Genomic DNA, 25,218 nt, shown 5'->3' with positions numbered 1-25,218 from the left:
CGGCGCGGGTGCGGCAGGGTGGTCGGATGCAGCTGCGCCGGGCCCTGCCCCTGACACTCGCCGCGCTCGTCATGGCCTCCGGATGCGTGACGGTGCATCCCGCTCCCGTCCCCGCGCCGGACCCGCCGCAGCCGGCGCCCGCCGGAAACCGCGGGCTGCAGCGTGAATCCATGGTCGCGGCCGGGCCGTTGGTCCTGCTGCCGTCCGCAGGGGCCGCGGAACCCGCGCCGGAGCCGGACGAACCCGTGTCCGTACCGGCGTCGGCGCCGCAGCGGCCGGCCGCCGCCGCCGAGCAGCCGGCCCGGCCGGTGCGTCCGCCGCGCAGGGCCGAGCCCCCCAGGACCGCGAAGCCGGGGAAGCCGGCGAAGCCCGCGCCCCGGGCGAAGGCCCGCCGACAGCCGGCGGCGCCGGCGAAGTCCCGCCCCGCCCCGGGCCGTTCGTACGACATGGCTCCCCTGTGCGAGGCGGCCAAGGGCACGGTGTCACCGGCCATCGTGGCCCTCTGCCGCTGAATTGGGTGGATCCACCCGCTCCCCGATACCTACAGTGACGGCGAACCACGTCGTCGAGCCGGAGCGGACCATGCGCACCCACTATCCCCGTACGCCTCATCTGCCCTGGTCGCCCGGGGCTTCGGCGGACGACGTCCGGGCCGTCGGGTCGGCGGGGCTGACCGGGCGGGAGGTCGTGGTCACCGAGAAGCTCGACGGGGAGAACACCACCCTGTACGCGGACGGGCTGCACGCCCGCTCGCTCGACTCCGGACACCACCCCTCACGGGCCTGGGTCAAGGGCCTCCAGGGCCGGATCGGCCCCGGCATCCCGGCCGGATGGCGGGTGTGCGGGGAGAACCTCTACGCCCGGCACTCGATCCCCTACGAGGACCTGGACAGCTGGTTCTACGGGTTCTCGGTCTGGGACGGGGAGCACTGTCTCGACTGGGACCGGACCGTAGGGTTCCTGCGCGGCCTGGGCGTGCCCACCCCGCGCGTGCTGTGGCGCGGCACCTTCGACGAGCGCGCGCTGCGCAGGCTGAGGCTCGACACCGCCCGTCAGGAGGGCTACGTCGTGCGCACGGCCGCCGCCTTCACCCGTGCGGACTTCGGGAGTTGCGTGGCCAAGTGGGTGCGGGGCGGCCACGTGCAGACCGACACCCACTGGATGTACGCGGAGGTCGTGCCCAACGGGCTCGGTCGGGCGGCCCCGTTGTGGGCGGTGCGCTCGGGCGCCGAGCCCGATGTCGCGGCCCTGTCGGCCGCCGTCGGCACGGACCGGGGCGAAGACACGGACGCGGTCCCGATCGCGGGCACGGTCGCCGAGGTCTCCGAGGCCGCCGCCCGGATCGACGCCTCGGGGCGGACCGGCGAGGACCGGCTGGCCGGGGTGCTCGCCGCCGCGCTGCGCCGCGAACCGCGGGCCCGGGTCGCCGCACGGCTCGCCGCGGGACCTGCCGGGATGGGACTCGCCCGGCGGGTGGGCGACCTGCTCGGGCTGTACCCGTACCTCCAGCGGCCGTTCCCCGACGCGGACCGGCGGGCCGGGCTCGTACGGATGGCCGCGGCGGCCGATCTCGGGGTGCTGCACGCGCTCGCCGGGACACTGGCCGACGGGCCCGAGGCGCGTGAGTACGTGGCGTGGTCCGCGCTGTGGGCCGAGGAGGCGGGCCTGCTCGGCGGCCCGGATCCGCTGGAGTCCCTGCGCGCCGCGCTGCGGGAGCCACTCGCCGGGCTGGACGCGGCCGCGGCCGACCGCTGCTGGGCGGAGGCCCGGCGCGCGTTCGCGGACGGCAGGATCTCCGGATCCTCGGTGGAGGAGGCCGTGGCGGCGACGTGGCAGTGGCGCGACGGATCGTTTCCCCGACTGGTGCAGCTGTGCGGTCCCTCGGGCAGCGGGAAGAGCACCTTCGGCCGCGGCCTGCCCGGCGTGGACGCGTACGTCTCCCTCGACGACCTGCGCACCGCACGGGGTTCGCGTACGGACCAGCGGGCCAACCAGGAGGTGCTCCGCGAAGGCCTGGACCGGCTCGACGCCGCCCTGGCCCGCGGCGGCACGGTGGTGTGGGACGCCACCTCGCTCACCGGACAGCAGCGCGGGCTGGCCGGTGCGGTGGCGCGCCGCCGCGACGCGCTGGTCACCCATGCCGTGGTGCTGGTCGAGAAGGCGGAACTGGAGCGCCGCAACGGTGTGCGCCCGCATCCGGTGCCGCCGCAGGTGCTGGCCGCGCAGCTGCGCCGGTTCAGCCCGCCGTGCGCGGGCCGGGCGCACCGTACGTGGTACGTCGGCGCGGGCGGGGACGTGGAGGACACGGCGGGCACCCTCGCGGCCGGCCCGGTCACGGCGGGCGGAGGTCGCGATGCGCACCAGTGAGCAGCTCTACCACCAGGTCCGCTGGGACCCCCGGTTCGATCCGGCGCGGTTCGTGCTCGGCCTGCTCCAGCGCGGAGCGCCGCCGAAGCGGGTCCCGCTGCCCTCCTTCGTGCCCGGCGGGGACATCCCCTGGCACCGGGTGCTGTTCGTCGAGGCGGACGGCGAGCTGGTGTGGGACCGGGCCACCGGCGTGGACCTGATCGACGTGACCGCGGCGGGCCGGGTCCGTGATCCGCGCTTGCTGCGGGCGCCCTTCTTCACGGCGCGGACCCCGTACGCGTGGGATCCGGCGGGCGGCGGCGCGTGGCGTCCCGCCCAGGCCGGCCCTGTGGACACTGCGGCGGCACCGTCCTCGGTGCGGCTGCTGACCTGGAACACCCTGTGGGACCGCTACGACGCCCCGCGCATCGCCACCGCCCGGCGCAGGCCGCTCCTGCTGGACGATCTGGCCGTCGCGGACGCCGACGTGATCGCGCTCCAGGAGGTCGAGCCGGAGCTGCTCGGCATGCTGCTGGCGGCGCCGTGGGTGCGGGCCGGGTACACCCTGGGCACGGATCCCGGCGGCCGGGACGTCGCCGAGTGCGGGCTGCTGGTGCTGAGCCGGCTGCCGCTACGGGAGGCGGGCCTGCACGTGTTCCGCCCGCACAAGGCGGTCACCGCCGTGACGGTGGACACCGCGGCCGGGCCGCTGGTCGTCGCCGCCACCCACCTGACCAGCGACCACACCGAGAACGGGCACGAGCGGCGGGAGGCCGAACTGGCCCGGCTCGCGGAGGGCCTGGGCGGCGTCGACGCCGGTGTGGCCCTTCTGGGCGACTTCAACGACGGCCGCCACGGGGCCGAGGGGCCGGCGCCCGCGCTCGGCATGCGGGACGCCTGGTGCGAGGTGCACGGGGCGGCGGACGCCACGCCGACCTTCGACCCGGTGGCCAATCCGCTGGCCGCGGTGGGTTCGCTGACGGGCCGCGCGGGGCGGCTGGACCGGATCCTGCTGGGCTCCGCCCCGGCCCGGGTGACACGGGCGGCGCTGCGCGGCGACTCCCCGGCCCCCGACGGACTGTTCGTCTCGGACCACTTCGGGGTGGAGGCGACGGTGGAGTTCGGGACGCCCGGCGACGGGCCGACGCGGCTCGACGTGCCGGCGACCGTGCGGACGGCGGTGGCGTGGCTGCCGCCGCGCCTCCCGGACGCGGTGCGGGAGGTGCGCCGGGACCACGACCCGGCGGACGCGCGCTGGCCCGCGCACGTGAACCTGCTCTTCGGTTTCGTGCCGGAGTCCTCCTTCGCCGAGGCCGTTCCGCTGCTGGCCGAAGTGGCCGCGGACAGCGCTCCGTTCGAGGCTCGGCTGGAGGGTGTGCACAGCTTCGGGCACCGTGAGGAGGCCACCGTCTGGCTGGATCCGGCGGCGGCCGGTGAGGCGCCGTGGCAGGAGCTCCGGCGCGCGCTGGCGGAGCGGTTCCCCGGATGCCGGGGGCGTTCCGGCGCGTACGGGGGGTACACGCCGCATCTGACGTTGGGGCGCAGCCGCGACCCGCAGCGGGCGGTCGCCGAGTTCGCGGCGCGTCTCGGCGGGGCGGTGTCCGCGCGGGTCGGGGAGCTCGCCGTGCTCTCGCGGCGCGGGGACGGGCCGATGCGGGTCCGGGCGACGGTGGCACTGGGGACGGGCGAGGTGCGCTGGACCCCGGAGCCGCTGCCCGAACCCCTGCCGGGGCACCTGCCGGGGCACCCGGCGGAGCGTCGGTCGGGGGCCGAGGCGGATCACGCCGAGTCGGTGGCCGCGCGCGTCGGGGCCGCGCTGCCCGGTGCGCGGGTGCACGTGGCCGGCTCCCGCCGGATGGGCTGCGACCTGCCGGGGGCCGATCTGGACCTGGTGGTGGCGCTGCCGGGACCGGTCGACGCGGCCTCGGTGCGCGAGCGGGTTGCGGCCGCGCTGCCGCAGGCCCGCGGGCTGCGCGAGGTGACGGGGGCCCGCGTGCCGGGCCTGCGCTTCAGTGTCGGGGCGCTGTCCGTCGATCTGGTGGTGGTCCCCACCGGCGATCTGGATCCGGCGCTGGCGGTGGCGCGCCGGGCGGAGCTGGGCGAGGCCGCCTCCGTCGCGCTGAGCGCGGTGAGCGACGCCGACGCCGTACGGGAGGCGGTGGGTGCGGAGCATGCCGCGTTCGCCGGACTCGCGCGGCGGGTGAAGGCGTGGGCGCGGGCCAGGGGGCTGGACTCGGCACCGTTCGGGGGGCTGCCGGGACTGGCCTGGTCGGTCCTCGCGGCGCGCACGGTCCGGGAGGCGGGGGCCCTGCCGCCGGACGCCCTGGTGCGGGAGTTCTTCGGGCGGTGGGCCGCCTGGGACTGGCGCGAGCCGGTCGCGTGGGCGGCGTCCGCCGCGGGGCCGGATCCGGTCACGGTCCTCACCCCGTCGGAGCCGGTGCGCAGTTGCACGGCCCAGGTGACACCGGGTCTGCGGGACCTCCTGGTGCAGGAGCTGTACGGGGCCTGGGAGCTGCTGGAGTCGGGGCTCGCTGCGGACGCCCTGGCCGCGGCCGCACCGCCGCCGCACCGCCGGCACGCCGCCTGGGCGGTGGTGACCGTACGGACGTCCGAGGCGGAGTTCGAGGAGGTACGGGGCCGGATGCGCGGGCGGTTGCGGGCGCTCCTCGGTGCGCTGGAGGAGGCCGGCGTCACCGGCGCGCACGCGTGGCCCCGTCCCTTCGAGTCCGGGCCGGGCCTGGCCCGGTACGTGATCGGCCTGGGTGCCGCGCCGCCGGACGCGGCGCGGCTGGCCGGGCCGGCCGACCACTGGCGGGCCGGCCTGCGGGGGGTCGAGGTGTCCTGGGCGGCGGGTGGTGAGGTGCCGGACCTGGGCGCCTGAACCGCAGGCCGGCGGCGCTGCTTCGCGGAGACGGTCCAGGGGTCAGACCTCGATGATGATCTTTCCCGCGGTGTGGCCGCCCTGGCTGAGCTCGAAGGCGGCCGCCAGCTCGGACAGCGGGAAGGTCTTGGCGACGGGCACCTTCAGCTGCCCGCTGTCGGCGAGCCGGCCCAGTTCGGCCAGGTCGCTGCCGACGGGGCGGACCCAGATCCATTCGCCGCCGGATCCGAGCACGCTGGGGTCGGCGATGGACGCGTGCCGGCCGTCGTCGTGGAGGACCTCCCGGGTGACTGCGCCGACGCCGCCGACGAAGTCCGCGACGACGGTGGGCCCGTCGGGCACGAGGGCGCGGACGCGGTCGGCCAGCCCGTCGCCGTATTCGACGGGCTCGGCGCCGAGTTCGCGCACCCGGTCGTGGTTGCGGGGGGACGCCGTGCCGATGACGCGGGCGCCGAGCGAGCGGGCGATCTGCACACCGAGGGAGCCGACGCCGCCGGCGGCGCCGTGGATGAGGACGATGTCGTCCTTGCCGGTGCCGAGGCGGGTGAGCAGCTGGTAGGCGGTGAGCCCGGCGAGCGGCAGTCCGGCCGCCTCCGCCCAGCTCAGCGAGGCGGGCTTGTGCGCGAGCGCGCGTACGGGCACGGTGACGAACTCGGCGAAGGTCCCGCCGTGGACGTAGTCCTTGCGGGCGTAGGCGATGACCTCGTCGCCCTCGGCGTACTCGGGGACGTCGATGCCGACCTTCTCGACCGTGCCGGCGACGTCCCAGCCGGGGACCACGGGGTAGACCACGTCCATGAGGGGGTCGAGGCCGCCCGCCATGATCTTCCAGTCGACGGGGTTGACTGCGGCGCACTTGACCCGGACGAGGACCTCGCCGGGGCCGAACTTGGGCCGTGGCAGCCGGGTCTCGGAGAGCACCTCCGTCCCGCCGTACGTCTCGTACGCCATCGCCCGCATGGTTTCCTGGCCGCTCCGGCCCGACTCGGACATGTACCCGACCTCTCCGTGTGCTGGTGGACCCCGCCCCGACCCATCCCACCACGCGCACGGCGCCCCGGCCGGTCGGACACGACCGCCCGCTCAGCGGTGCACGGGAAAGGCCGCCTGGAACCCGAGCCGCCCGTCCGCCCCCTCGGCGACCTCCCCGAGCACACCGTCGAGCTCCAGGTAGGCGGCCCAGCGCTCGGCGCCGGTCGCCGCGGGGGGACCGAGGCCGCGACGGCTGGCTATCGGGTCAAGTACGTCCTGGCGACCAAGCTGGTCAACGAGCTCGTCGAAGCCGCCGATGAGAAGCAGTCCCGGGCGGACCGGGCCGAGGGTGGCCTGCGGTCCTGCCCCGCGGTGATACGGCCTGCGGGTCCGGAATCGGTGTGGCCGCGATCTACACGGCGGCCATCTCGTGCGCCACCGGGCACCGCGAACCATTTCAGGCAGCCATCCATGGAACACGGCAGGTGTGGGGGGTCATTCCCTCTGGACACAAAGTCTTGATCACTGTCTTGCGGATCGCCCGCCATGTCCGCAGGGAACACACCAAGTGGACGCGCAGCTCGATCAGTTCCCGTGCGTCGCTGCTCTGAGCAGGATGTTCCACGGCCCACTGTTCCGCCAGAAAGTCGTACACGTCATCGGTTGACAGCCCACTCCTGGGAAAAGTGTGTGCGACGGTCTCACCGCTGATCCGGGCGCTGCGGGAGCCCACAGCGTCCTCAACGAGTTTCTTGACCCATGCCAGCCCCTGCTCGTCTGCGTACAGGCCGAACTTCAGCTCGCGCGTCCTCATCGCATCAGACGTTTGCGATCGTCGTCATCGCTCTTGGCGAAGACGGTGGTGAACCAGGAGTAAACGGGAGCAAGCGTTGGTGATGCGGGCCATCCATTGATCATTGCCAGGAGCTGCCAGTAGCGCTCCACGTGTGGGTCGGCGGTTGTCTGCAGGCGGGCGAGGAGCCAGCGGCGCAGATCGCTTTCGCCGGCACGCTCGAATGCGTGGGCGTAGAGGCCGCCCAGTGAGTCTGTAAGGGATGCGCCCTCGGCGGAGGCCGGCAGGAGGCCGGAGGATTCCGCTTCGTCGATTCGTTCACGCATCGCTTGGTTGAGAGCGTCGTGCAGGGTGCTGACGTCCTGCGGGGAAGGCTCTTCCGCCTGGTCCTCAGCTGTGCGGCGTATCGTGACACGGAAGTCTGCGTTCTGGCAGAGTCCGGCGAGTTCCACCCAGGCCTCGACCTGTTCGGGCGTGGGATCGTCGGGGAGTTCGGGCATGGAGGTTCGCATCAGGGACACGAACTCCGGGTTGGCGTGAAGGCCTTTGAAGGTGACGTCGACAAAGCCGGATACCAGACGGCGTCGTTCGGCCTGGGAGAGCGTGGCGAGTCGGTGCATGAGGTCCATCTCCATGGTGGTGGGGCCGCGTCTGGCGATTGCGCGGAGTACTGCCCGGCGCAGGCGGAGAGTCTGGATCTGCACGTCCAAGGCGTTGGCGTGTGCTTCCGTGACTTCCGGTACGGACGCCTCCCGGTCCAGCACCTTGCGCACGGTCGCCAGGTCGAGCCCAAGATCACGCAGTGTGCGGGCCAGGTCCAGGCGTGCGAGTGCGTCGAGGCCGTAGAGCCGGTATCCCGCCGGGCTCCGTTCGGTTGGCGGGACGATGCCCTTGTCGGAATAGAACCGGATGGTCTTCACCGTCAGGCCGGTCCGGCGGGATAGTTCTCCGATGGAATAGAGCGTGTCGCTGTCCATGCCCACAGCTTGATGTCTCCCCCCACGGGAGACTCAACCAGGGCCGAGACTTCCGGCGCAGCGCCGCGCACACGGCCGGCACCGCCTCCGCCCCAGGGGCGCTCTGCGGCGTCTCGAACCGGCGACAGCGTCACCGTCAGTACCCCTCGCAGGTGGCCCTCAGCCGGTGAGGAAGGCTCCCTCGCGACAAGGGCGGCAGACGAAGACGTAGCCCAGCTGACCGCCGAGGTTCATCGCGGTCTCCCGGGTTCTCCCCTCCTCCAGGTGTGCCGCGAACTCCATGGTGCCGGTGCAGGAGGGACACACGGGCAGGCGGTCGTCCTCAAGGTAGGAGGGGCTGCCTCCGAGTGACCCGAGCACTTCGCGCTGCTCCCCGAATCGCTCTTCGGGTTCCCGCTTCCATCCCGAGCGGGCCAGGTCGTAGGCGTCGGGCTCGATCCCTTCTTCGTCGCAGGCCTCTTCGGGGTCGATCGTCACGACGTGGGTGCGGATGGCCGAGGTGGCAGGCAGCAGCGTCAGTCCAGCCTCGGGTACGGCTACCGGCCGCAGTTCCTCCCGGGGAAACAGGTAGACCCTGTTCGCGCTGGAACTCGCGTCCCAGAACTCACACGCCCCGGGGTCGTTCTGGCACAGGAACACCGACAGGACACAGTCCTCGACGGGGAGATGGGCAAAGAACTGAAGCGGCCCCCCGCAGCCGCACAGGGGCCAGGCGAAGCCAGCAGGAGCCAGCGGCACGCCCCCGGTGCGCGGGACGTCGGAATCGGCCGGTGCGGAGCCGTCGTAGATCATCAGCGCTGTCTGCATGACGAGAGGCTACTGACCGCCTGTGACAGGCCTGGGGGGCACGTAGCGCGGAGCACCCCCCGTACCAGCAATCACTGAATCTGATCAACTGCCCAAGCTGCCTGATCACCCAGCTGCCTGCCTGACAAACCGCAGACCAGACACCCACTCAGGCTGCCCACACACCGCACCCACGCCACCCCAGGACAACCACAGGGCAACTGATCAGCCCAGGCCACCACACCAGCCACTGATCACAAAGACCGCTCATGGACAAGAATACTGGCCACCCTCGGACTGGACTGGGCTCGGTGAGGCCGGGATGTCAACGCTCCCTGAAATCTGACCCCAGGCGAGTCTCTGAAAACTGACCCCCATGTTGTTGGTCGCCGAGTGCCCTGCTCACCTCGGCAGGCTGTCAGCGGTGGATGCCAGAATCAGCGGCATGACTCTGTGCGACTACTTCTCCGCTGCTGACGACCAGGCTGCCGTCGCGGTCCTGCAATCTTCGGGAGGACCGGGTCGAGCAGGGTTCGACGTGTTCCTCCTCAAGAACATCGACCCGGTCGTCGCGATTGCCCAGCTCGAGGCCATCATGACGGGCTGCAGCTATGAGGAGGCCAGCGAGCGCCCACGGTCCGGGCAGCTGCTGTCATCGCCGGAGGACGGCCCGCCCTTTGTGGTCAGCTTGTCGGACATCCTGTTCGATGCCCTCGTCACGGCGGGGGACGACGATCTTGCTCGCTTTGCTGAGCCGTGGTCGAAGACCGACGAGCTCCGGCAGATTCGGATCAGCGTTGAGTCCGCGGCGGATGTCCTGAAGGGCCTGGTTGGACTGGCTCAGCGCGCTCAGGCCTCCGGTCAGCGGTTGTATTGCTGGTGGGCGCTGTGAATTACCGGCGTCCAGCGCCGTTTTCCTTGTTCAGCAGTTCGCGTCGTTGGCGGGTGCGGTAGGAGTCCCCGGTCAGCGTGAGGACCTCGGCATGGTGGACCAAGCGGTCGATCATCGCGGCGGCCACAACGTCATCCGAGAAGGTCTCTCCCCACCGACCGAAGGGGAGATTCGAGGTGACCATCACAGAGCCCTGCTCGTAGCGCGACGCGATGAGCTGGAAGAACAGGTTCGCCGCGTCCTGGTCGAACGGGATGTAGCCGACCTCGTCGATAATGATCAACTTGTAGCGGCGGATCTTCTTCAGCGCGGCCTCCAGGCGGCCGGCCTGGTGGGCTGTTGCGAGGCGGGCGATCCAGTTGCTGGCGGTGTCGAACAGGACCGAGTAGCCGGCCTGGGTGGCCTTGACCCCGAGGCCGATGGCCAAGTGGGTCTTCCCGATGCCGGGCGGCCCCAGCAGGATCACGTTCTCGGCCTTCGCGACGAACGTGCCGGTCGCAAGGTGGGCAAGGACGTCGCGCCGCAGCGATGGCAGGTGGTCGAGGTTGAAGTCCTCCAGTGTTTTGACCTGCGGAAAGTGGGCGGTGCGGATCCGCATCATGGTGCCCTTAGATTCGCGGTCGGCGACCTGCCGCTGCAGCAGGGCGGCCAGATACTCCTCGTGGGACCATTCTGGTCGAGGGCCTGCTCAGCGAGCTCTTCCCAGGTCGCGCCGATCGTGGGCACCTTCAGCACCCGGGTCAGGTAAGCCAGCATGGACGGCATGCCGTCCTTCGGCCCCGTCACCACGCTGGGCTGCTCGGGCTTGATGGCCGTGGTCATGGGTCACTTCGCTTTCGTGGACGGCGGGTTGAAGTCGACGCCGAACAGGGCGTCGTAGTCCGGCAGGGCCCGCAGCGCGACGCTGTGGCCGTCGGCGTGCTGGCGGGTGGCTGCCGCACGTCTTTCGCGGTCGAACGCCAGGGCCTGACGTAGTCGGGCGGCGGTTGCAACGTGGACCGGGTCGGTGACCACGCCCTGCTTGGCCCAGGACCTGGCGTGTCGGGCGACGAGCTGGCCCTCGCAGAGGACCCTGACCTCCTGCGGGGAGGCGGTGATGTCGACGAAGCGGCCGATGACCTGCGGGTCGACCGAGTAGTCGACGGTGTCGACGCGGACGTAGTAGTCACGGCTCAGCCGGATCCGGTGGTTCAGCCCGATGGGCGGGGTGATCGGCGGTAGCGGCAACATCGACAGGTAGTCGGTCTCCAGCAGGTCGACCGGGCGGCCCTGGATCGAGCGGACTGTCCGCGCGTTAGCCCTGATCAGCCAGTCGCCCAGCTGGTGATTGAAGTCGGCCGGGGAGGCGAACTGCCGGCCGGGGAGGAACGAGGTCTCCAGGTACTGGTTGTTGCGTTCAACGATTCCCTTGTATTCCGGGTCGCGGGGCGGCGCCAGCTTGATCTTGGTGGCAAGCCTCCAGCTAACGCCGCCGCGGGAGCGGTCACCCGCCCGGTCCCGCCGATCGCGGACTCGCGGTCCCAGACGGGTGTCTTCGTGACCCTGCCGATGCCGCTGATCAGTGACCACATGCCCGAGAGGATGTCGCCGGCCTGGCGGGTCGGAATCATCGTCGCAGTCATGAAGCGGGAGAACCCGAGCGACATCACCAGCACGGGCAGGACCCGTTCCTGTCCGGCAGCGACTCGCACCTTCGTCTCGGGGAACCACAGATCGCACTTGGCGATCTCGCCGGGCTCGTAGGTCACTCGGTCGACCGGGTCGATGCCGACGTACTCCGGCCGGATCACCGCCAGCCGCTTCCGCAGCGGCGGCAACGAGTACGGCCAGCCGATCCGCTCGGCGATGACCGGTGCCGGCATCCGCGGCCACTCGTTCAGCAGGACGCGGATCTGCGGTTCGAACGGGTCGACGACCGATCCCCGAAGTGTCCGCTGGTACTTAGGCGGTCGCTCTGAGGACAACGCGGCCCGCACCGTGTTGCGGGCCACCCCCAGTCGCCGCGAGATCTCCTTGATGGGCACACCTTCCGCTCGATGCAGCCGGCGTATCTCTGCCCAGTCCTCCACGTTCAGCACCCTCCAAGAGTCCGGAGGGGGTCAAGATTCGGAGACTGCCAGGGGGTCAGTTTTCACGCAGCAGCGACACGGGAAGCCTACGTGAGTCGTTTCACGGAGCGTCGAAGCCGATCGCTGCCGTTCTCACCAAGGGCTCCGCACCCTGACGCCGGAGGGCCCGGACCCGGCCCTGGGCCCGCGGGTCGAGCTTCAGCAGCAGGTCCTCGCCGACGACTCCGTCGCGCCGCCAGATGGTGCAGAGGGTCTCCAGACCCGCTTCGGCGACCTCCGGCTCTGCGTCGGCCGAGGTCTGCACCAGGGCTTCGACAACAACCCTGTCCGCAGTCCCGCGACCGCCCGCGCCATCCGGGCCCGCTGCTCCGCAGGGACGGCCGGGTCGGCGAGTGAGCGCAGCACCTCCGCCGTGTCGCGGGCGTCCTGGCAGGGCAGCACCCACCCCAGGTACACGAACTGCGCGCCGAGCACGATCAGATACTGCAGTGGCACGAGCAGGGCCACGGGCAGCAGCAGGACCAGAGGCAGCACGATCAGCCAGCCGCCCCGGATCCGCGAGGGACCGCCGGTCGGCGGCTCGAACCGCCGACCGGCCAGCAGGACGGACGAACATGGTCACGGTCGTCAGGAGCGGCACCCCGATCAGCCCCACTCCCAGCCCCGCGCCGAACGACGCCCAGAAGGGATCGTCGCCCAGAACCGGCAGTATCAGCGCCGCGGCCACCCAGCCGAGAGCCCCGGTCATGACGTAGCGCTGTAGGCAGACCCACAGCCATCTTCCCGTGCTCATAGCAGCTTCCTCATCTCACCAGCAGCTGTTCGTACAGGCAGACATGATTAACCATCACCCACATGGCGCACGTATCCCGCTGCCACGCCAACCCGTGATCCAGACATTCAGGGTGCCGAGAGATCGCAGCGACAATCTCGACCAGGCGCAACTCGCAGCCCTCGCCTGGCCCGGCGTGGAGCGGGCTGCTGGGTGACCGCGGCTGAACACGTCCTGAGCTGGGAAACACCTCGAGAACCGCTCAGCCTGACAAGGCCTTCAGCAGCGCGGCGGGAAGGTATGCGGACCTGCCCTGCAGGTCCCAGCCATGAACCTGCACGGCGAGTGCGGCCAAGGCGATCGCGCCCAGGGGGAGGAGGCTTCCGGGCGCGGGATCCCCGCCGACGCCGGCTCGGTGCTGCGCCAGGCGTTCGTCCAAGGCCCTTTCGAAGGCGGTCTGATCGTCGCGGAGCAGGACGCGCAGCAGCCGCTGATCGGGGCTCACCGCGTGGGCGGCGTCCAGGGCCAGGGCAGCGTCGAGGCGCGCGTCCGTCGACGGCTTGGTCAACGTCACTCGTGGCCAGTCCCGGGGCAGGTGACCGCGGGCCGGGGCCAAGTAGCCGCACAGGGCGTCCATGTGTGCGAGGTCGGCCGGCTGAGAGGCGGAGTCCCGGCGGGCGTGGGGCAGGTTGTTGTGGAGTGCGGGTGCGGCAGTGTGGGTGAAGGGCGGCGTAGCCCCCGGGGCCGAGGACGACGGCCAGGCTTGCTGGGGCTGCGGGCGGGATCAAGGGGCGGGACGTAAGTCGTCCTGATCCTTGAGGACGGTGGCCTGATCGCCGTCGGCGGTGTACGAGACCACGCCACTCCACCGACCGTCCCCGCCGCGCCGCCACTCGGTGAGCAGGCCGGGCAGCCACCGGCCGTTCTCACGGACCAGGCAGGGCTTGGCGGTGCGGGACGGCCTGTAGGCGGGGAAGCAGGGGATGCAGGCGCCGCGGCCCTGGGCCATGGCGTCGGCGAGTGCGGTACGGGTGGGCTGGTGAACTTCCCGGCCGAAACGTGCGGCGCGCGATTGGCCGTCGGCGAGAGCTTCGCAGGCGACCGTCCGGTGGAAGACGGAGCCGCCGCGGGTGGTCCAGACGTTGGCGGTGAGCCCGTGCGGCACCGGCTTGCAGTGCCCGCACTGGCCGACTATCAGTCCGTGGTCGCAGCGCTGGTCGGTCATTCCTGCATCGTGCCCCGGCAGCGCCTGGAGATCAATGACTGCTCGTCAGCCCATTGTCTTTGACGAACGGGTGGGGCGGCCGCATGCGGAGGTCCGGATGCTTCTTGGCGAACCAGCGGTGCTGTTCGGACAGGTCGTCGCCGGTCGCCGGCCGACCTGCGGGAGGGCGGCGAGCCGGCCGGTGCCGGAGCTGGAGGTCTGGCCCAGCTCGCGAGAGGGCCGGTACACCTGGATCCAGCACGCATGGCAGCCCGCGGACGGGCGGCGGTGCCGATTCAAGACGCCTCTTCATACGGGCGAAGGTGTTCTCTACGCGGGCCAGGACTCGTATGTGGGATCGGTTCCCGACCCCTTCACCCTCGCCCGGGACACCTTCTACCGGCGCCAGCCAGCCGTCGGAGGCTCGCGGAGGAGTACCGGCAGTGGTTCCGCGACTTCGACCAGCGACTCGATGGCCACATCGCCGTGGGCCTGACCGCCCCGGCTCACGTCTACGAACACGCCGTCCGCAGCCTGCACGCCACGTTTACCACACACCGCCTGCCCGACCAGGCGCTCCTCGGCCGTCTACTCCCCCACGGCCTCGACTCCCGGACCGGGCAGAGTCCGGAGGCCGCTATTCCGTTGAAGGGAGCCGTGCATGCACCCTGCTGACGCACCGTACGACGGCTTCGCCGACGCCTTTGCCCGCGAGGCCCCCGTCAGCCCTTACAACGCGCACTACGACCGCCCCACCGTCCTCGGTCTCCTTGGCGACGTGAACGGCGTGTGCATCCTGGACGGCGGCTGCGGCCCCGGCCCGTACCTCTCCGAGCTCGCCGCGCGCGGAGCCGACACTGTCGACATCGACCAGAGCGCGGACATGGTGGGCGCCTCGCCCGCGAGCGCCTCGGTTCGCTCGCCCAGATCCGACAGCATGACCTCGACGAGCCCCTCACCTGGGCCGCCGGCGCCAGCTTCGACATCGTCCTGCTCGCCCTGGTCCTCCGCTATGCCCACGACCGCTTCCGCGCCCTGACCGAGATCGCACGCCTCCTACGGCCCGGTGGGAGGATCATCATCTCCACCAGCCACCCCACCGCGGACTGGCTCGCAGACGGCGGCAGCTACTTCGACGCCCGCCACGTGGAGGAATCCCGGTCCGGCAGCATGACCCACCGCTACTGGCGTCAGCCCCTCCAGGCATGGTTCGACGAGTTCAGCGCCGCGGGCCTCGCCGTCGACCGCCTCATCGAACGCCGACCCGCCCATTCGATGACCCGCCGCCACGCGACCGAGTACGAGAAACTGGCCCACCAGCCCGGGTTCATCGCCTTCCAGCTCCACAAGCCGCCAGGCGCGCCCCTGATCTCCCCCCTGCCCAGTCGTGATGGCCTGCATCGGAGTGCAGCCCATGTAAAACCGCCCGACCCTCGTCGTAGTCAGCGGCCCTCCCGCCACAGGGAAGACCACCCTCGCCCGTGCGCTCGCCCAGCAGTTGGGCTGCCCGGCGATCTTGCCCAGCTGCCGCGGTCCGGCCGCGTCGAACGTGGTCGTCGTGCTCAGCTGGTGGGCGCTCGGCACTGGTCAGCTGGCCGATGCCCAGGTTGGCCTGTGCGGCCTGGACCGCGGGGCTCGCGCCCAGGGCCAGGGCCCGGTTGGCGGCCGAGAGCTCGCGGACGGTGTTGCCGTACTGGTCGTACTGGGTGGTGGTGATGTGTCCGCCGGGCGACGCGCTGTTGACGGGCCGGCCGGAGGCGCCCAGGTAGGTGGTCGCCGCCCGGGTGTAGGCCTAGGCGGCGAGTGCCGAACCGGAGTGGGACGAGGGGGAGCGCGTCGGCGGGCAACAGGGCGGTCGCGTCGGTGGGTGCGCCGGTCTGCCCCCAGGGCTTCGCGTCGGCCGTGCCCATCGGGTACGGGGCCGCGCCGCCGGTGAGCGGGACGCCGTAGACCACGCTGGTGGCCGAGGTGCCCTGCTCCTCGCCCGCCGTGCCCGGCTTCAGGCCGGACCGCGAGGACTTGAGGAGCATGCTGTCACCGGCGGTGGGCGAGGATCCCGCCTGGCCGTACGTGAACGACGAGGGCAGTTCGGACTTGGCCTGCAGCCGGTTGACGCGGTCCGCGGTGTCGTAGCCGTACTGCGCCTGGGTGCTCTGCGCCAGGTTGGGGTCCCACTGCTGGCGAAGGTTGCCGCCGGCGTCGTAGCGGTAGGTGGAGACCGCCTTCGAGGTGGCGTTCGCGGCGCCGGGCTCGGTGGACCACAGCCGGATCTCCTTGACCTGGCCGGCGAAGTCGGCGGAGGTGCTGTATCCGTTGGCGGTGGTGGCGGTCGCGTAGACGAACTCCAGCGAGCGGCATCCCTTGGTCTGCGGGGTGGTGGCGCAGGCCGAGGCGGTCGGGGCGGACGTCGGGGCGATGACCCGCTTGGGGCGGGCCAGTTTGGTGTCTGCGGTGACCGCTTCCGACACCACGGTGGTGGTCGAGTTGTCGACTCCGCCGACCTGGGTGCTGGAGACCTGCCAGGTGGTCATCGCCGGGTCGCCCCGGGGGGCTCGGTGACCGTGCCACCGTCGTCGGTCAGCGTGAACGAGCCGCTGACACTTCCGGTCAGGGTCATTGTGCCGGCGCCGGGCTCGGAGACCCAGCCGTTGCGTGTCGCGTTGGCGGTGAAGTGCAGCGCGCCACCCGAGGTGGTCACGACGTCCACGGCCGTGTCCGAGACCCGCGCGATGTGCGAGTAGTCGGACTGGACGATCTCGGCCGCCGTGCCGGAGGCCCACTCCTCGCCGAAGATCGCGGCCTGGCCCTCCTGCTTGGCGCCCTTGTGCGGGTCGCGCGAGGAGGTGGTGCGGGAGACGGACATGCCGAAGGCGGAGACGTCGGTGGCCGACACCTCGAAGTCGCCGGTCAGCAGGTTCAGCGTGCCCGGACCGACCGGACTGTGGCGGCGCCGCTCGCGTTGCGGTCGACGACCACGGCAAGGGGCTGGGTGGCGCCGGTGGCACCCGCCGGGCCGGTGAAGTCGGCCCTGATCTGGACGCTGCCGTCCGGGTCGACCGTGTCGGTGGTGTTCCATACCAGCGCGGGGGTGCGCCCCGAGGTCATGGACACGAGCCAGGCAGTGAGCGGCGTGCCGCCGTTGGTGACGTGCCCCGGCGGAATCTGGACCCAGGGGTCGGCCTCGGAGCGGCGCAGTCGGCCGCCGCCCCCGGCGGCCGGGGGCGGCTCACTCGCGTACAGGGGCACATCGGGCGAGGCGGGCGGGTGGAGCACATGCGGGCGCAGGGGACCGGTCGGAAAAAGCGGTAATTCCATATCATCGGGCTGCCCAGCTTCACGGAATAGCAAGTTCCGAATTGGCGGATTCTTTAATTCCGAATCAAAAGCCGGCTTCCCGGACCCCCTTAACTCAGATGATGCTCAAATAATTGAGGATCGATTGACGCCCCGCGGCCGCCCCGTGCAGTCTTTGTGCTGCGCGGCCGGCTGGGGAGCAAAGAGCCGGTCGCGCAATGCGGGGGGCGGGGGGATGACAGGGTGCGCATGCGTGCACTCCTCCCTTTCTGCCCGAATTCAACCAGGTGGCACGAAAGTCAAGAGAGAGAATTCAGCATGCGTTCCGCAATCAGGAAAAGCTTCGTCCCCACTGTCGTTCTCGCGGGTGTGACCCTGGCGCTGCTGCCCGGTTCGGCCCAGGCCGACGGCAACCCGGCCACGCAGGCTGCCCGCGTCGCGAAGTATCAGGCCTACCTCGCGACGAAGGTGGCCAAGGGGGACGAGCAGGCCAAGGAGACCGCCGACGGTTTCGCGGCCCTTTCGGCCGCCGAGAAGAAGCGGTTCCTCGACCTGATCGAGGACCGCGCCCTGATCAAGCAGCTCCTCGATTCGGGCGAGTCCGCGGCTCCGGGCGTCACCCGGAGGACGCTCGCGGCCGGCGACGTCGTCCAGGAGCGCGAGGCCGCCGGCGATGAGGACCTGGCGTCCCCCAACTCGACCTCGGCACTGCGGGCGTCGGGCTACCGCGACATGTGGGCCTCGTACTCGGTCACCGACAAGTTCCTCGGCGTGAAGGTCGCGCGCGTCACGGTCCGCACCAACTACCAGGTCAAGGGCAAGGACACCAGGAAGGTGTACCCGGGCAGCGCCGCCCACTACCTCTACGTGCCGGGCTGCGACTTCGACAACAGCCCGGTGAAGGAGTGGATCTCCTCCCCGCCGGCCGACAACGCCCAGAGCGAGACCACCTGGAAGGCGGACTGCTGGGGCAGCTCCTGGACCATGCGTGAGCGTGTCTGGGGCGACTACCGCGGCTTCGTCGGCGGCTACCTGAAGGAGGAGTAGAACGCCCCGAATTCCCACCTTCACCCTTGACCGGTAAATGATCCGCCGCACATGATGCAACCGGCCGCGACTGATGGTGCCGAAATGTACAGCGGCTCCTGATTGCCTGCCGATATTCCTGCCCCTCGACAAAGGCGGGAATATCGGCGCGCTCAGCCGTACATTCGGCGCATGGCGTGGTCGGCCATCTGTCGACCGCCTTCGCGGTGAAGTCCATCCGGTGGTCGCCCTTTACTACTTTCCTGGATAAGAGCCGCCGAGAGCGTGGCCGGAGCCTCGGCTTGGTCCGGCGCGATGCCGAGGGCGAGTTGGTCAGCCCCTCACAGCCTTCCTGTGTGGTCCTGCCCGGGTAGGCCGAGGTGGTGCTTGACCTGCTGTTTCACCGCACCATGGCGAGGCTTCTTCGGGATCTCCCCGGGCCGCCGTCTGCCGGAGCATCCGGCGGCTGCGTCCGCTGCGGGCGCTGGGGCCGACCCCTCGGCCAGGTGACAGGCACCGGCCGGCTGTGGACGTGGACGGCATCTTGACCCCGGTCCGCGACCGCACGGTCGGTGCCTCGTCGAACAACTACCGGTTCTCGGCGAACGTGCAGCTCATGCCTCCTACCCGATGATCGCATCGGCCCGGCCGGCGCCGGTGACAAGGGCGACGCCCACGTCTGGCGGGAGTCGGGCCTGCCCACAGCGGCCGCGGGGACGGCAGTGATCGCGGACGGCGCCTACTTCGGCACCGGCCTGATCGTCCCGCACCACAGAAGGGCCGGACGGCCCCTCCTGCGCGGCCAGGAGGAGGGCAACGCCGAACACCAGCGGGTCCGCGACCGCCAGAAAGGAGACGGCCTCCACCAGGCCGTCCGGGCCGTCGCCGTCATGCACAGCCTCGCCACGGCGCGGTGCCTTATGCAACGCCCTTTGGCCACGAGACCCCCGCGGGCCGCTCCCGCAGGGCGGGAGTCGGGCCCTGGTCAGATCGTGACCGGGCCGCGGGCGGTGGCGAACTCGACCGAGACCAGGCCCGGTTCCTCATCCTCGACCCAGGTGACGTCGATCTGGTCGAGGGGGTGGTCGGCCGGTTCGCCGAGGAATTCGGCGATGGATGCGGCGTCGCCGGCGATGGAGACCCCGTGGATGGTGGTGGAGGTGCGCGGGCCAGCGCTCGGGCGCTCCTCGGTGGGCACCAACCACTGCAGAAAGTAGGGAAGTTGCGGGTCTTCCAGCAGTTCCAGCAGGCCGATCTGCTTCCACCTCAGGTCGAACCCGTCGGGGCGGACACGGTGCCCCTCGGCCGAGGTGCGGCCGAGGCGGGCCTCGACCGGGGCGATGTCGTCGACGGAGACGACCCAACCGAGCCAGCCGCCGCCCTCGGCGGCGCGGCGCGCGACCGCCTGGCCGAAGGGTGCGCGGTCGGCGGCGGGGTGGTCGAGTGTGGTGACGACCTCGACGTAGGTGCCGCCGCTCAGCGGCAGAATGAAATTGCGGGTGCCGAATCGCGGGTGCACTCCCCCGTCGACGAACCCGGCGCCGAGGGCCGACCCGATCCACTGGACGGTCGAGACGAAGCTGTCGCGGGCCACCGCATAGGACACGTGATCAAGTCGCACCGCGCCATCATCACCCGACAACCCGCACAAATGCCGACGCCACGCCCGCCGCCCCGGCCGCGTAGGCTGTCCGGTCACCGGCACCTTCCCCTCAGCTCCGCCACGTTGGTGAACTTGCCGTCGTCGTCACCGGAGGCGACGAGCGAGTCGACCGACGGCGCACGGGAGAGGCGGCCCCGTCAGTCCTGGACAACCTCGTACAGCCCGGCAAGAAGGAGAGTCCGGCGGGACTCCTCCAGCGCCGCCGCCCACTCACGGTTTCGGCCTCGGAGCCGTTGGCAGAGGGATCCTCCGCGTTCGCATGCCAGTCCTCGAACAAGGACTCTTCGAAAAGCCTGGCGGGATGCCCGGCCAGCGCTGCCAGGCTCGGGAAGCAGCTCGGCGAGTTGTCGTGCGCGGTCAGCGAGCCGGGCGCGGCAGCCGGCGGCGTCCAGGTGGGTGTCCACGAGGTAGAGGGCGGCCTGGGACAGGGTGAGCGGCCACCAGATGCCTTCGACAGGTTGACCGAGCGGCCGCTATCGACCTCCGGTGCCGCGTCCACGCGGTGGGCGGGGACGGCAGCCGTGGGCATCGGCCGGGTCTCCGTCGGCGCTCGGCTATCGCTTGACTCGGCCACGAACGGCGAGCACCGCAAGCCCCAGCAGCGCGGGCTCGGTGAGACGGGATGCCATCTCGGCGTAGGTGCCGGTTGTGGTGAGGTTCTGGCCGGAGGCGCGGAAGACGACCGAGTTCACGACGATCCGCAGGGACTTCTCCCAGCGCTGGGGGGTCAGGCGGGAGGGCAGAGGGCCGGAAGGGTTCACGGGGGTGGGGTTTTCCGTGGCCAGTGAGATGTTCTGCCCGGTCAGGTGGCCGGTTGTCACGGTCAGTGGGGCGGGCTCGGGAATGCCCCACAGCATCATGATCAGGACGGTGGCGGCCATGGCTGCCACGAGCCAGCCAAGGGCCCTGGAAGCACGCAAACCGTAGCCGGATACGGCCCAGTACAGTGTCAGCAGCGCGCGCTCAGATCGGGGACGGTCGCCGTCGTGGCGGCGCATGTCCATCTCACCGTAGTAGAAGTCTGCTGCGTCGGGTTCGTTCTTGGCATCCTCGAAGGACTTCCGCAGCTGGCGGTACACGGGGGCGAGGGCGGCAGGCTGTTGGGTGGGCGTCCCGGAAGGTGCGGGTGTCCAGGCGGTCGAGCCGGTGGCAGCGCGCCAGTGGTGTTCCTCTGCGAGGGTACGGCGCTGTGTCCAGCGGACCGGAAAGGCTCCGTGCCGGTGGAGGCCGGCGGGGGCGGCCGCGAAGTCGCAGCGGCCTTCGAGGCGGAGCTGGTCGAGGTGGAAGGTGCCGGTGAATCGGCAGGCGGACAAGTCGACGTCGGTCAGCGCCAGGTGCGCCGCATCCACACCGCTCAGCGAGGTGATCCGGGCGCTCGGGTCCGCGCCGGCCAGACCGGACTCATCGACCGGTCGCCGCTCGTACGTGAAGTCAGACGGCCGCGTCGCCACGCTCAGCGGGTACTCCATGACGGCGTCTGTGAGATCCACGGTCGCGTAGCGCAGACGCAGCGTGGCCGTGGAGTCCCAGCGGGTCCTGACACATGTGAGGAAGGCCGTTGCCGCCTCGATGGTCACCGGACGGCCGAAGTGCGCGCCTGAGAGATCCAGCTGCCCCTGGCAGGCCAACGGGCCCAGTTGTGAAAGGGACTTGAAGGTCGCGCCGTTGAAGAGGGCCCCGGCGGAGAACGTCGCCGCGCCGAAGACGGCGTCGCCGGAGAAGGTCGCCCCGCTGAAGGCCGCCTCACCGGAGCAGATCGCCCCGCTGAAGTCGGCGCTGTCCGAGAACTCCGCCCCGACGAAGCGAGCGTCGCCGGAGAACGTCGTCCCGTGGAATGCCGCCTTCCCGGAGAACGTCGTAGCGTCGAAGCGGGCGTTTCCGGCGAGTGTCGCCGAGCTGAACCGGACGCTGCCGGAGAAGGTCACCACGCCGAACCAGGCGTCGCCGGCGAACGTCACGCCACGGAAGTCGGCGCTGCGGGAGAACGTCGCCGCGCCGAAACGGGTGTCGCCGACGAAGTGAGCTCCGCCGAATGCGGCATCACCGGAGAACACCGCCCCGCGCAGGCTGGCGCCGCCGGAGAACACCGCGTTGTCGAAGAGAGCCCTGCCGGAGAAGGCCGCTCCGCCGAACCCGGCGTTCCCGGAGAACCTCGCACGACGGAAGCTGGCTTCCGCGAACGTGGCATGGTCGAAATGGGCGTCGCGGGAGAATGTGGCCGCTCCGAACCATGCGTCGCCGGAGAAGGCCGCCCCCATGAACGCAGCGTCGGCGAAGGCCGCGTTGTCGAAGCGGGCGTCAAGGGCGAAGACCGCCCCGCCGAAGTCCGCAGCACGGGAGAACACCGCCTTGCTGAATCCGGCGCTGCCTTCGAACGTCGCGCTCCTGAACCCGGCGTTACCGGCGAACGATGCCCCGCGGAAGACGGCGTCGCCGGAGAACACCGCCCCGTCGAACCAGACGTCCGTGAAGGCCACTCCGCCGAAGCCAGCCGTATCGGAGAACGTGGCGGCTTCGAAGCGAGCATGGCTGACCAGCAGTTGCCCGCTGTTCGGGTCGCCGAGCGCGCGGAGCAGCCGCTGCAGCAGATCACCGGTGAAGGTGGTGCCGGAGTGATCGATCTCGCTGTCCGGGGCCAGGCGTGCCAGGTACGTCGCGCGGGAGGGTTCTGGCAGGTGGGTCAGGCAGGCGTCGTACGGGGCGACGATGAGGCCACGACAGCCCACGGGATCGTCCGGGCCTGCTCCGACGGCGCAGTGCGGCCAGGGCGGCGGATCCGGGTTCGGCAAGGTCGTGGCCCCCAGGAGAAGAGATCAAGCGGGCGTGGGTGATTGCAAGGACCGCGGCCGGCTTCCCGGCGCGCCAGTGGCGCTCCGGCGGGCGTGCGGCGCTGGGTGAAGTACGTTGGCTGCCGCCCCGCCGGTGTCTGCCGGACGGGACCACTCCGGCAGGTCGATGTCGGACAGGGCCAGGCGGTCGGGCAGGTGGTGGGGCGGCCCGGTGCTACTGCCGCCAGAGCGCTCTGGTCACCGGGCCTCGCCCGCGCACGCCCTATCGGCGCGGACTGCGCCCGACCATAGCCGCGGCCAGCCCTCGCCCCGCGACGGAAGAACCGCGTTCGGCACCCCGTGTGACATGCGCGGGCGAAGGTTGACCCCCGGCGCTGACGCCGCCACGCCGGAGCCCTGCATCAACTCCCCGGGTTGATGCTGAGCGTGTTGGGGATGGAGATCGTGCCGTACGTGCTGGGGCAGCTGACGCCCTGGGGGAAGTTGTTTTCAACGCAAGCGGCGCTGTTGTTGTTTCCGAAGTTCACTGTCACTTGGAACGCGGCGTTGTCAGTCTGTCGGAACACGGCAACACCGGTGGTTCCAGGGATGAGCGTGAATCTGCCGCTGGTGCCTCCTGCGGGGATCACCGAATTGACAGCCGGGGAGCCGGCGACACCGGATACGGACGCCAGGGTCAAAGACACGTCGAGGTTGTTCCGCACGACCCAGTTGTTGCTCACGGCGGTCAGGCCCACCAGGTGTCCCGCACCCGCCACATGTCCGCTCCCGACCAGGTTGTCCCGGCCCGCCGCGCTGTTCCCGTCACCGATGTTCGTCACGTTCCCGGAGCCGTTGTTGAACACCACCGTGCCAGGCTGGTCCAGCGGAACCAGCATGTCCGCCACCGCGGGCGACGACAACACCACAGCCGAAGCAAAGGCAACGGCAGCCGAAATGACACCAAGGCGTCGCATCCACAACTCCGTGACTCGATGTACGAATCCCTCGAAACCGAGAGCGCGGCAAGACAAACACGCACCACCACGCCCGGCCCAGCACCAACACGACTCAACAGCGAAACCGCCGAAAATTCCTTTCACCTTCTGGTCATGTTGAAGGCCTCTCGAAGGGCCTGACAGGAGGTCGGCCTTGCCGGACCGGACCAGCCCTTAGGGTTTGCCCATGACTTTGACAGCAGGTCACGGGGAAGGAGTCCTGCCCGGTCCGACGGCATCGGCGCGGGGCTGGCAGGCGCCGAGCGCGGTCGAGCGGGGGCTGTACGAGGCGAAGGCGCGCGGCGACTGGCCCGCGTACTACGACCTCGTCGCCCGGGCCGACCTGTACATGATGCAGTCGCGGGCGTACGTCGACGCGAACGCGGGCAACACCCGCTTCCACCCCTACTGGAACCCGCAGACCCAGACCGTGTGCCTGGCCGTCTACACCGGCGGCATGCTGCCGCCGCCCGTCGCCGACCCGGTCTACAACTGCTACGACCTGGGCTGGTTCGCGGAGGTCTGGAACGAGAACGATCCGCCCTACCTCGTCGTCAACCCCGGCAGCCCCTGCGAGGGCGTCCTGCCGGCCGGGCCGGAGGGCCGCGCCCTGTGGCAGCGCCACTCCGCCCCGGTCGAACGGCCGGGGCTGGCGCAGGACGTCGTCCACACCCTGGAGGTGGGCGGCCCCCGCACCGGCACCGTCGCCTTCGGTCTCGCGGTCGGCGCGCACATCAACGTGCGCAACGGGCGCTACTGGAATTCGATGGCCTACCACGGCTGCGGCTACCGAGAAGAGAAGCGCACGCTGGAACGCTGGTGGGGCGTCACCACCCGCGAGGACTGGCAGGAGACGCAGGAACAGCTGCTGCGCGCCGGGATGGTCAGCGGGGTATGGGAGTTCGCCCTGCAGCTTCGCCGGTCCATGGCCCTGGACTTCGCGGGCCCCGTCGACGTCGACCATTGGCGCCAGGCCACGGAGAATGTCGTGCGCCGACGTGCCGAGGCCGCCGCCGAACCCCGCGTGACCGCGGACGGCGTCACCCCGGGCCGCGCCGTCACCGATGCGGAGCTGGAGGGCCAAGTGACCGGCCTTCAGCGGCTGGTCGGCCGCATCGCCCGCTACGAGGCGCGGTTCCGCGCCGACGGCCTGCTGCCCGAGGGGGGCTTCGTCCGGAGCGTCGAGGCCTGGGACTACGGCCGGGCCTCCGGCATGGCCCGCTGGGGACTGGCCGCCCGCCTGTGCTCCCTGCAGGAGGCGGAGGCGGCCGTGGTGCGGGCCGGGCGTCTCGTCCAGCTCAACTACCGCTCGTGGGAGGACTTCTCGGCCGCCTACGTCCTGGGCCGCTGCCTCCACTTCGACGAGGAGGAGTTCGGCGAGTGGTACGAGACGGTCCTCGCGACCCACCGCGCCCTGACCACGGACCCGGCCAGCCCGTGGCGCACGCTCGACTGGACGTGAGGATCCCGCCGGGCAGCGGGTGGCCGGCCCCGTACCTCCTGGCCGGCTGCCCGGGCAGCCGGCCAGGAGGTACGGGTCCCGGTGCGGCGTCCGGGCCGGACCCGCCTGCGTCGGGGGCGGGCGCACCGCCTGACGGCCCGCAGGGACGACGCAGTCGACGGCCTCCGCGTGCATCGGGGCCTCGCCCGTCAGGTGGGGAAGGCCCGGGCGCCAGAACAGTGCGATCGCGATCGCCACGGCGTCGGGGACTTCTACCGGGCGCGGCCGAGGAGCGGCCCCCGCACCGTCCGGCCGTGGTTGCGCAGCATCGCGCTC

At 71.1% G+C, this 25,218-nt stretch carries 18 protein-coding genes and 4 pseudogenes; 8 read left to right on the top strand and 14 right to left on the bottom strand.

The window, feature by feature from the left end; all coding sequences use genetic code 11:
* Window positions 1-26: 26 nt before the first annotated feature.
* From OHA91_RS34525 to OHA91_RS34515, 3 genes are all read left to right on the top strand, one after another.
* A complete protein-coding gene (locus OHA91_RS34525; RefSeq protein WP_328740666.1) occupies window positions 27-512 on the top strand; it encodes a hypothetical protein in 486 nt (161 codons plus the stop codon).
* A 70-nt stretch (window positions 513-582) separates the two neighbouring features.
* Window positions 583-2,367, top strand: coding sequence for an RNA ligase family protein (locus OHA91_RS34520; protein ID WP_328741202.1), 1,785 nt, complete (start codon window positions 583-585; stop codon window positions 2,365-2,367).
* Window positions 2,354-5,227 (top strand): poly(A) polymerase, encoded by a 2,874-nt coding sequence (locus OHA91_RS34515; RefSeq protein WP_328740665.1) that lies wholly within the window; start codon window positions 2,354-2,356, stop codon window positions 5,225-5,227. Before OHA91_RS34520 ends, OHA91_RS34515 begins: the two co-directional genes overlap by 14 nt.
* A 42-nt stretch (window positions 5,228-5,269) precedes the next feature.
* Here OHA91_RS34515 and OHA91_RS34510 read toward each other — a convergent pair whose 3' ends face one another.
* Complete coding sequence (locus OHA91_RS34510) at window positions 5,270-6,187, bottom strand: NADP-dependent oxidoreductase (RefSeq protein ID WP_031157286.1); 918 nt, start codon at window positions 6,185-6,187, stop codon at window positions 5,270-5,272.
* Between the two features lie 246 nt (window positions 6,188-6,433).
* Between OHA91_RS34510 and OHA91_RS34505 the strand changes: the two are divergent.
* Window positions 6,434-6,526 (top strand): annotated as a pseudogene (locus OHA91_RS34505) (IS21-like element helper ATPase IstB); the annotation flags it as partial.
* 483 nt (window positions 6,527-7,009) lie between these two features.
* Here OHA91_RS34505 and OHA91_RS34500 read toward each other — a convergent pair.
* Both OHA91_RS34500 and OHA91_RS34495 read right to left on the bottom strand, forming a co-directional pair.
* Entirely contained in the window at window positions 7,010-7,969 is a 960-nt protein-coding gene (locus OHA91_RS34500) for a MerR family transcriptional regulator (RefSeq protein ID WP_328740664.1), read from the bottom strand.
* 159 nt (window positions 7,970-8,128) lie between these two features.
* A complete protein-coding gene (locus OHA91_RS34495) occupies window positions 8,129-8,776 on the bottom strand; it encodes a YwqG family protein (protein ID WP_328740663.1) in 648 nt (215 codons plus the stop codon).
* 403 nt (window positions 8,777-9,179) lie between these two features.
* Between OHA91_RS34495 and OHA91_RS34490 the strand changes: the two genes are divergently transcribed.
* Window positions 9,180-9,647 carry a hypothetical protein gene (locus OHA91_RS34490; RefSeq protein WP_328740662.1) on the top strand — a complete coding sequence of 156 codons (468 nt, stop codon included), beginning with the start codon at window positions 9,180-9,182 and terminating at the stop codon, window positions 9,645-9,647.
* A gap of 1 nt (window position 9,648) precedes the next feature.
* On the opposite strand, the gene istB is transcribed toward OHA91_RS34490, so the two are convergent.
* The 6 genes and pseudogenes from istB to OHA91_RS34460 form a co-directional block, all read right to left on the bottom strand.
* The gene (gene istB / locus OHA91_RS34485; RefSeq protein WP_328741200.1) at window positions 9,649-10,287 is read right to left on the bottom strand and encodes an IS21-like element helper ATPase IstB; all 639 of its coding nucleotides are present in this window, start codon (window positions 10,285-10,287) and stop codon (window positions 9,649-9,651) included.
* Window positions 10,245-10,469, bottom strand: a complete 225-nt coding sequence (locus OHA91_RS34480) for a hypothetical protein (protein ID WP_328740661.1) — start codon at window positions 10,467-10,469, stop codon at window positions 10,245-10,247. Before OHA91_RS34480 ends, istB begins: the two co-directional genes overlap by 43 nt.
* A 3-nt stretch (window positions 10,470-10,472) precedes the next feature.
* Window positions 10,473-11,725 (bottom strand): annotated as a pseudogene (gene istA / locus OHA91_RS34475) (IS21 family transposase).
* 91 nt (window positions 11,726-11,816) lie between these two features.
* Window positions 11,817-12,020 carry a hypothetical protein gene (locus tag OHA91_RS34470; RefSeq protein ID WP_328740660.1) on the bottom strand — a complete coding sequence of 68 codons (204 nt, stop codon included), beginning with the start codon at window positions 12,018-12,020 and terminating at the stop codon, window positions 11,817-11,819.
* Between the two features lie 730 nt (window positions 12,021-12,750).
* Complete coding sequence (locus OHA91_RS34465) at window positions 12,751-13,176, bottom strand: Imm49 family immunity protein (RefSeq protein WP_328741199.1); 426 nt, start codon at window positions 13,174-13,176, stop codon at window positions 12,751-12,753.
* Between the two features lie 96 nt (window positions 13,177-13,272).
* Window positions 13,273-13,713: a hypothetical protein gene (locus OHA91_RS34460; protein ID WP_328740658.1), complete on the bottom strand. Its 441-nt coding sequence runs from the start codon at window positions 13,711-13,713 to the stop codon at window positions 13,273-13,275.
* A gap of 768 nt (window positions 13,714-14,481) precedes the next feature.
* Here OHA91_RS34460 and OHA91_RS39950 point away from each other — a divergent pair.
* Window positions 14,482-14,715 (top strand): annotated as a pseudogene (locus OHA91_RS39950) (hypothetical protein); the annotation flags it as partial.
* A gap of 498 nt (window positions 14,716-15,213) precedes the next feature.
* Here the strand turns inward: OHA91_RS39950 and OHA91_RS40050 are convergent.
* Window positions 15,214-16,884: pseudogene (locus OHA91_RS40050) on the bottom strand (sugar-binding protein); the annotation flags it as partial.
* A gap of 420 nt (window positions 16,885-17,304) precedes the next feature.
* On the opposite strand from OHA91_RS40050, the gene OHA91_RS34440 reads away from it, so the two are divergent.
* Window positions 17,305-18,033: a hypothetical protein gene (locus OHA91_RS34440; protein ID WP_158714891.1), complete on the top strand. Its 729-nt coding sequence runs from the start codon at window positions 17,305-17,307 to the stop codon at window positions 18,031-18,033.
* 602 nt (window positions 18,034-18,635) lie between these two features.
* Here OHA91_RS34440 and OHA91_RS34435 read toward each other — a convergent pair.
* From OHA91_RS34435 to OHA91_RS34420, 4 genes are all read right to left on the bottom strand, one after another.
* Complete coding sequence (locus OHA91_RS34435; RefSeq protein ID WP_266504220.1) at window positions 18,636-18,908, bottom strand: hypothetical protein; 273 nt, start codon at window positions 18,906-18,908, stop codon at window positions 18,636-18,638.
* Window positions 18,909-18,997: 89 nt separating this feature from the next.
* Window positions 18,998-19,633: a VOC family protein gene (locus tag OHA91_RS34430; protein WP_031157260.1), complete on the bottom strand. Its 636-nt coding sequence runs from the start codon at window positions 19,631-19,633 to the stop codon at window positions 18,998-19,000.
* Window positions 19,634-20,229: 596 nt separating this feature from the next.
* On the bottom strand, window positions 20,230-22,401 hold the full coding sequence (locus OHA91_RS34425; protein WP_328740656.1) for a pentapeptide repeat-containing protein: 2,172 nt from the start codon (window positions 22,399-22,401) through the stop codon (window positions 20,230-20,232).
* A gap of 464 nt (window positions 22,402-22,865) precedes the next feature.
* A complete protein-coding gene (locus OHA91_RS34420; protein ID WP_266504211.1) occupies window positions 22,866-23,420 on the bottom strand; it encodes a hypothetical protein in 555 nt (184 codons plus the stop codon).
* A 208-nt stretch (window positions 23,421-23,628) separates the two neighbouring features.
* On the opposite strand from OHA91_RS34420, the gene OHA91_RS34415 reads away from it, so the two are divergent.
* The gene (locus OHA91_RS34415; protein ID WP_328740655.1) at window positions 23,629-24,903 is read left to right on the top strand and encodes a DUF1266 domain-containing protein; all 1,275 of its coding nucleotides are present in this window, start codon (window positions 23,629-23,631) and stop codon (window positions 24,901-24,903) included.
* Window positions 24,904-25,218: the final 315 nt, after the last annotated feature.

It is taken from the genome of Streptomyces erythrochromogenes, from assembly GCF_036170895.1.
Classification (GTDB): Bacteria; Actinomycetota; Actinomycetes; order Streptomycetales; family Streptomycetaceae; genus Streptomyces; species Streptomyces erythrochromogenes.
Note: the sequence above shows the minus strand (reverse complement) of the source record. Positions and strands in the feature narration are given on the sequence as shown.

What these genes read in the sequence shown, in the direction of transcription:
- OHA91_RS34525 (WP_328740666.1), top strand. Translation starts at nt 27, where the DNA reads ATGCAGCTGCGCCGGGCCCTGCCCCTGACACTCGCCGCGCTCGTCATG.
- OHA91_RS34520 (WP_328741202.1), top strand. Translation starts at nt 583, where the DNA reads ATGCGCACCCACTATCCCCGTACGCCTCATCTGCCCTGGTCGCCCGGG.
- OHA91_RS34515 (WP_328740665.1), top strand. Translation starts at nt 2,354, where the DNA reads ATGCGCACCAGTGAGCAGCTCTACCACCAGGTCCGCTGGGACCCCCGG.
- OHA91_RS34510 (WP_031157286.1), bottom strand. Translation starts at nt 6,187, where the DNA reads ATGCGGGCGATGGCGTACGAGACGTACGGCGGGACGGAGGTGCTCTCC.
- OHA91_RS34500 (WP_328740664.1), bottom strand. Translation starts at nt 7,969, where the DNA reads ATGGACAGCGACACGCTCTATTCCATCGGAGAACTATCCCGCCGGACC.
- OHA91_RS34495 (WP_328740663.1), bottom strand. Translation starts at nt 8,776, where the DNA reads ATGCAGACAGCGCTGATGATCTACGACGGCTCCGCACCGGCCGATTCC.
- OHA91_RS34480 (WP_328740661.1), bottom strand. Translation starts at nt 10,469, where the DNA reads ATGACCACGGCCATCAAGCCCGAGCAGCCCAGCGTGGTGACGGGGCCG.
- OHA91_RS34460 (WP_328740658.1), bottom strand. Translation starts at nt 13,713, where the DNA reads ATGACCGACCAGCGCTGCGACCACGGACTGATAGTCGGCCAGTGCGGG.
- OHA91_RS34440 (WP_158714891.1), top strand. Translation starts at nt 17,305, where the DNA reads ATGCGTTCCGCAATCAGGAAAAGCTTCGTCCCCACTGTCGTTCTCGCG.
- OHA91_RS34420 (WP_266504211.1), bottom strand. Translation starts at nt 23,420, where the DNA reads ATGCGACGCCTTGGTGTCATTTCGGCTGCCGTTGCCTTTGCTTCGGCT.
- OHA91_RS34415 (WP_328740655.1), top strand. Translation starts at nt 23,629, where the DNA reads ATGACTTTGACAGCAGGTCACGGGGAAGGAGTCCTGCCCGGTCCGACG.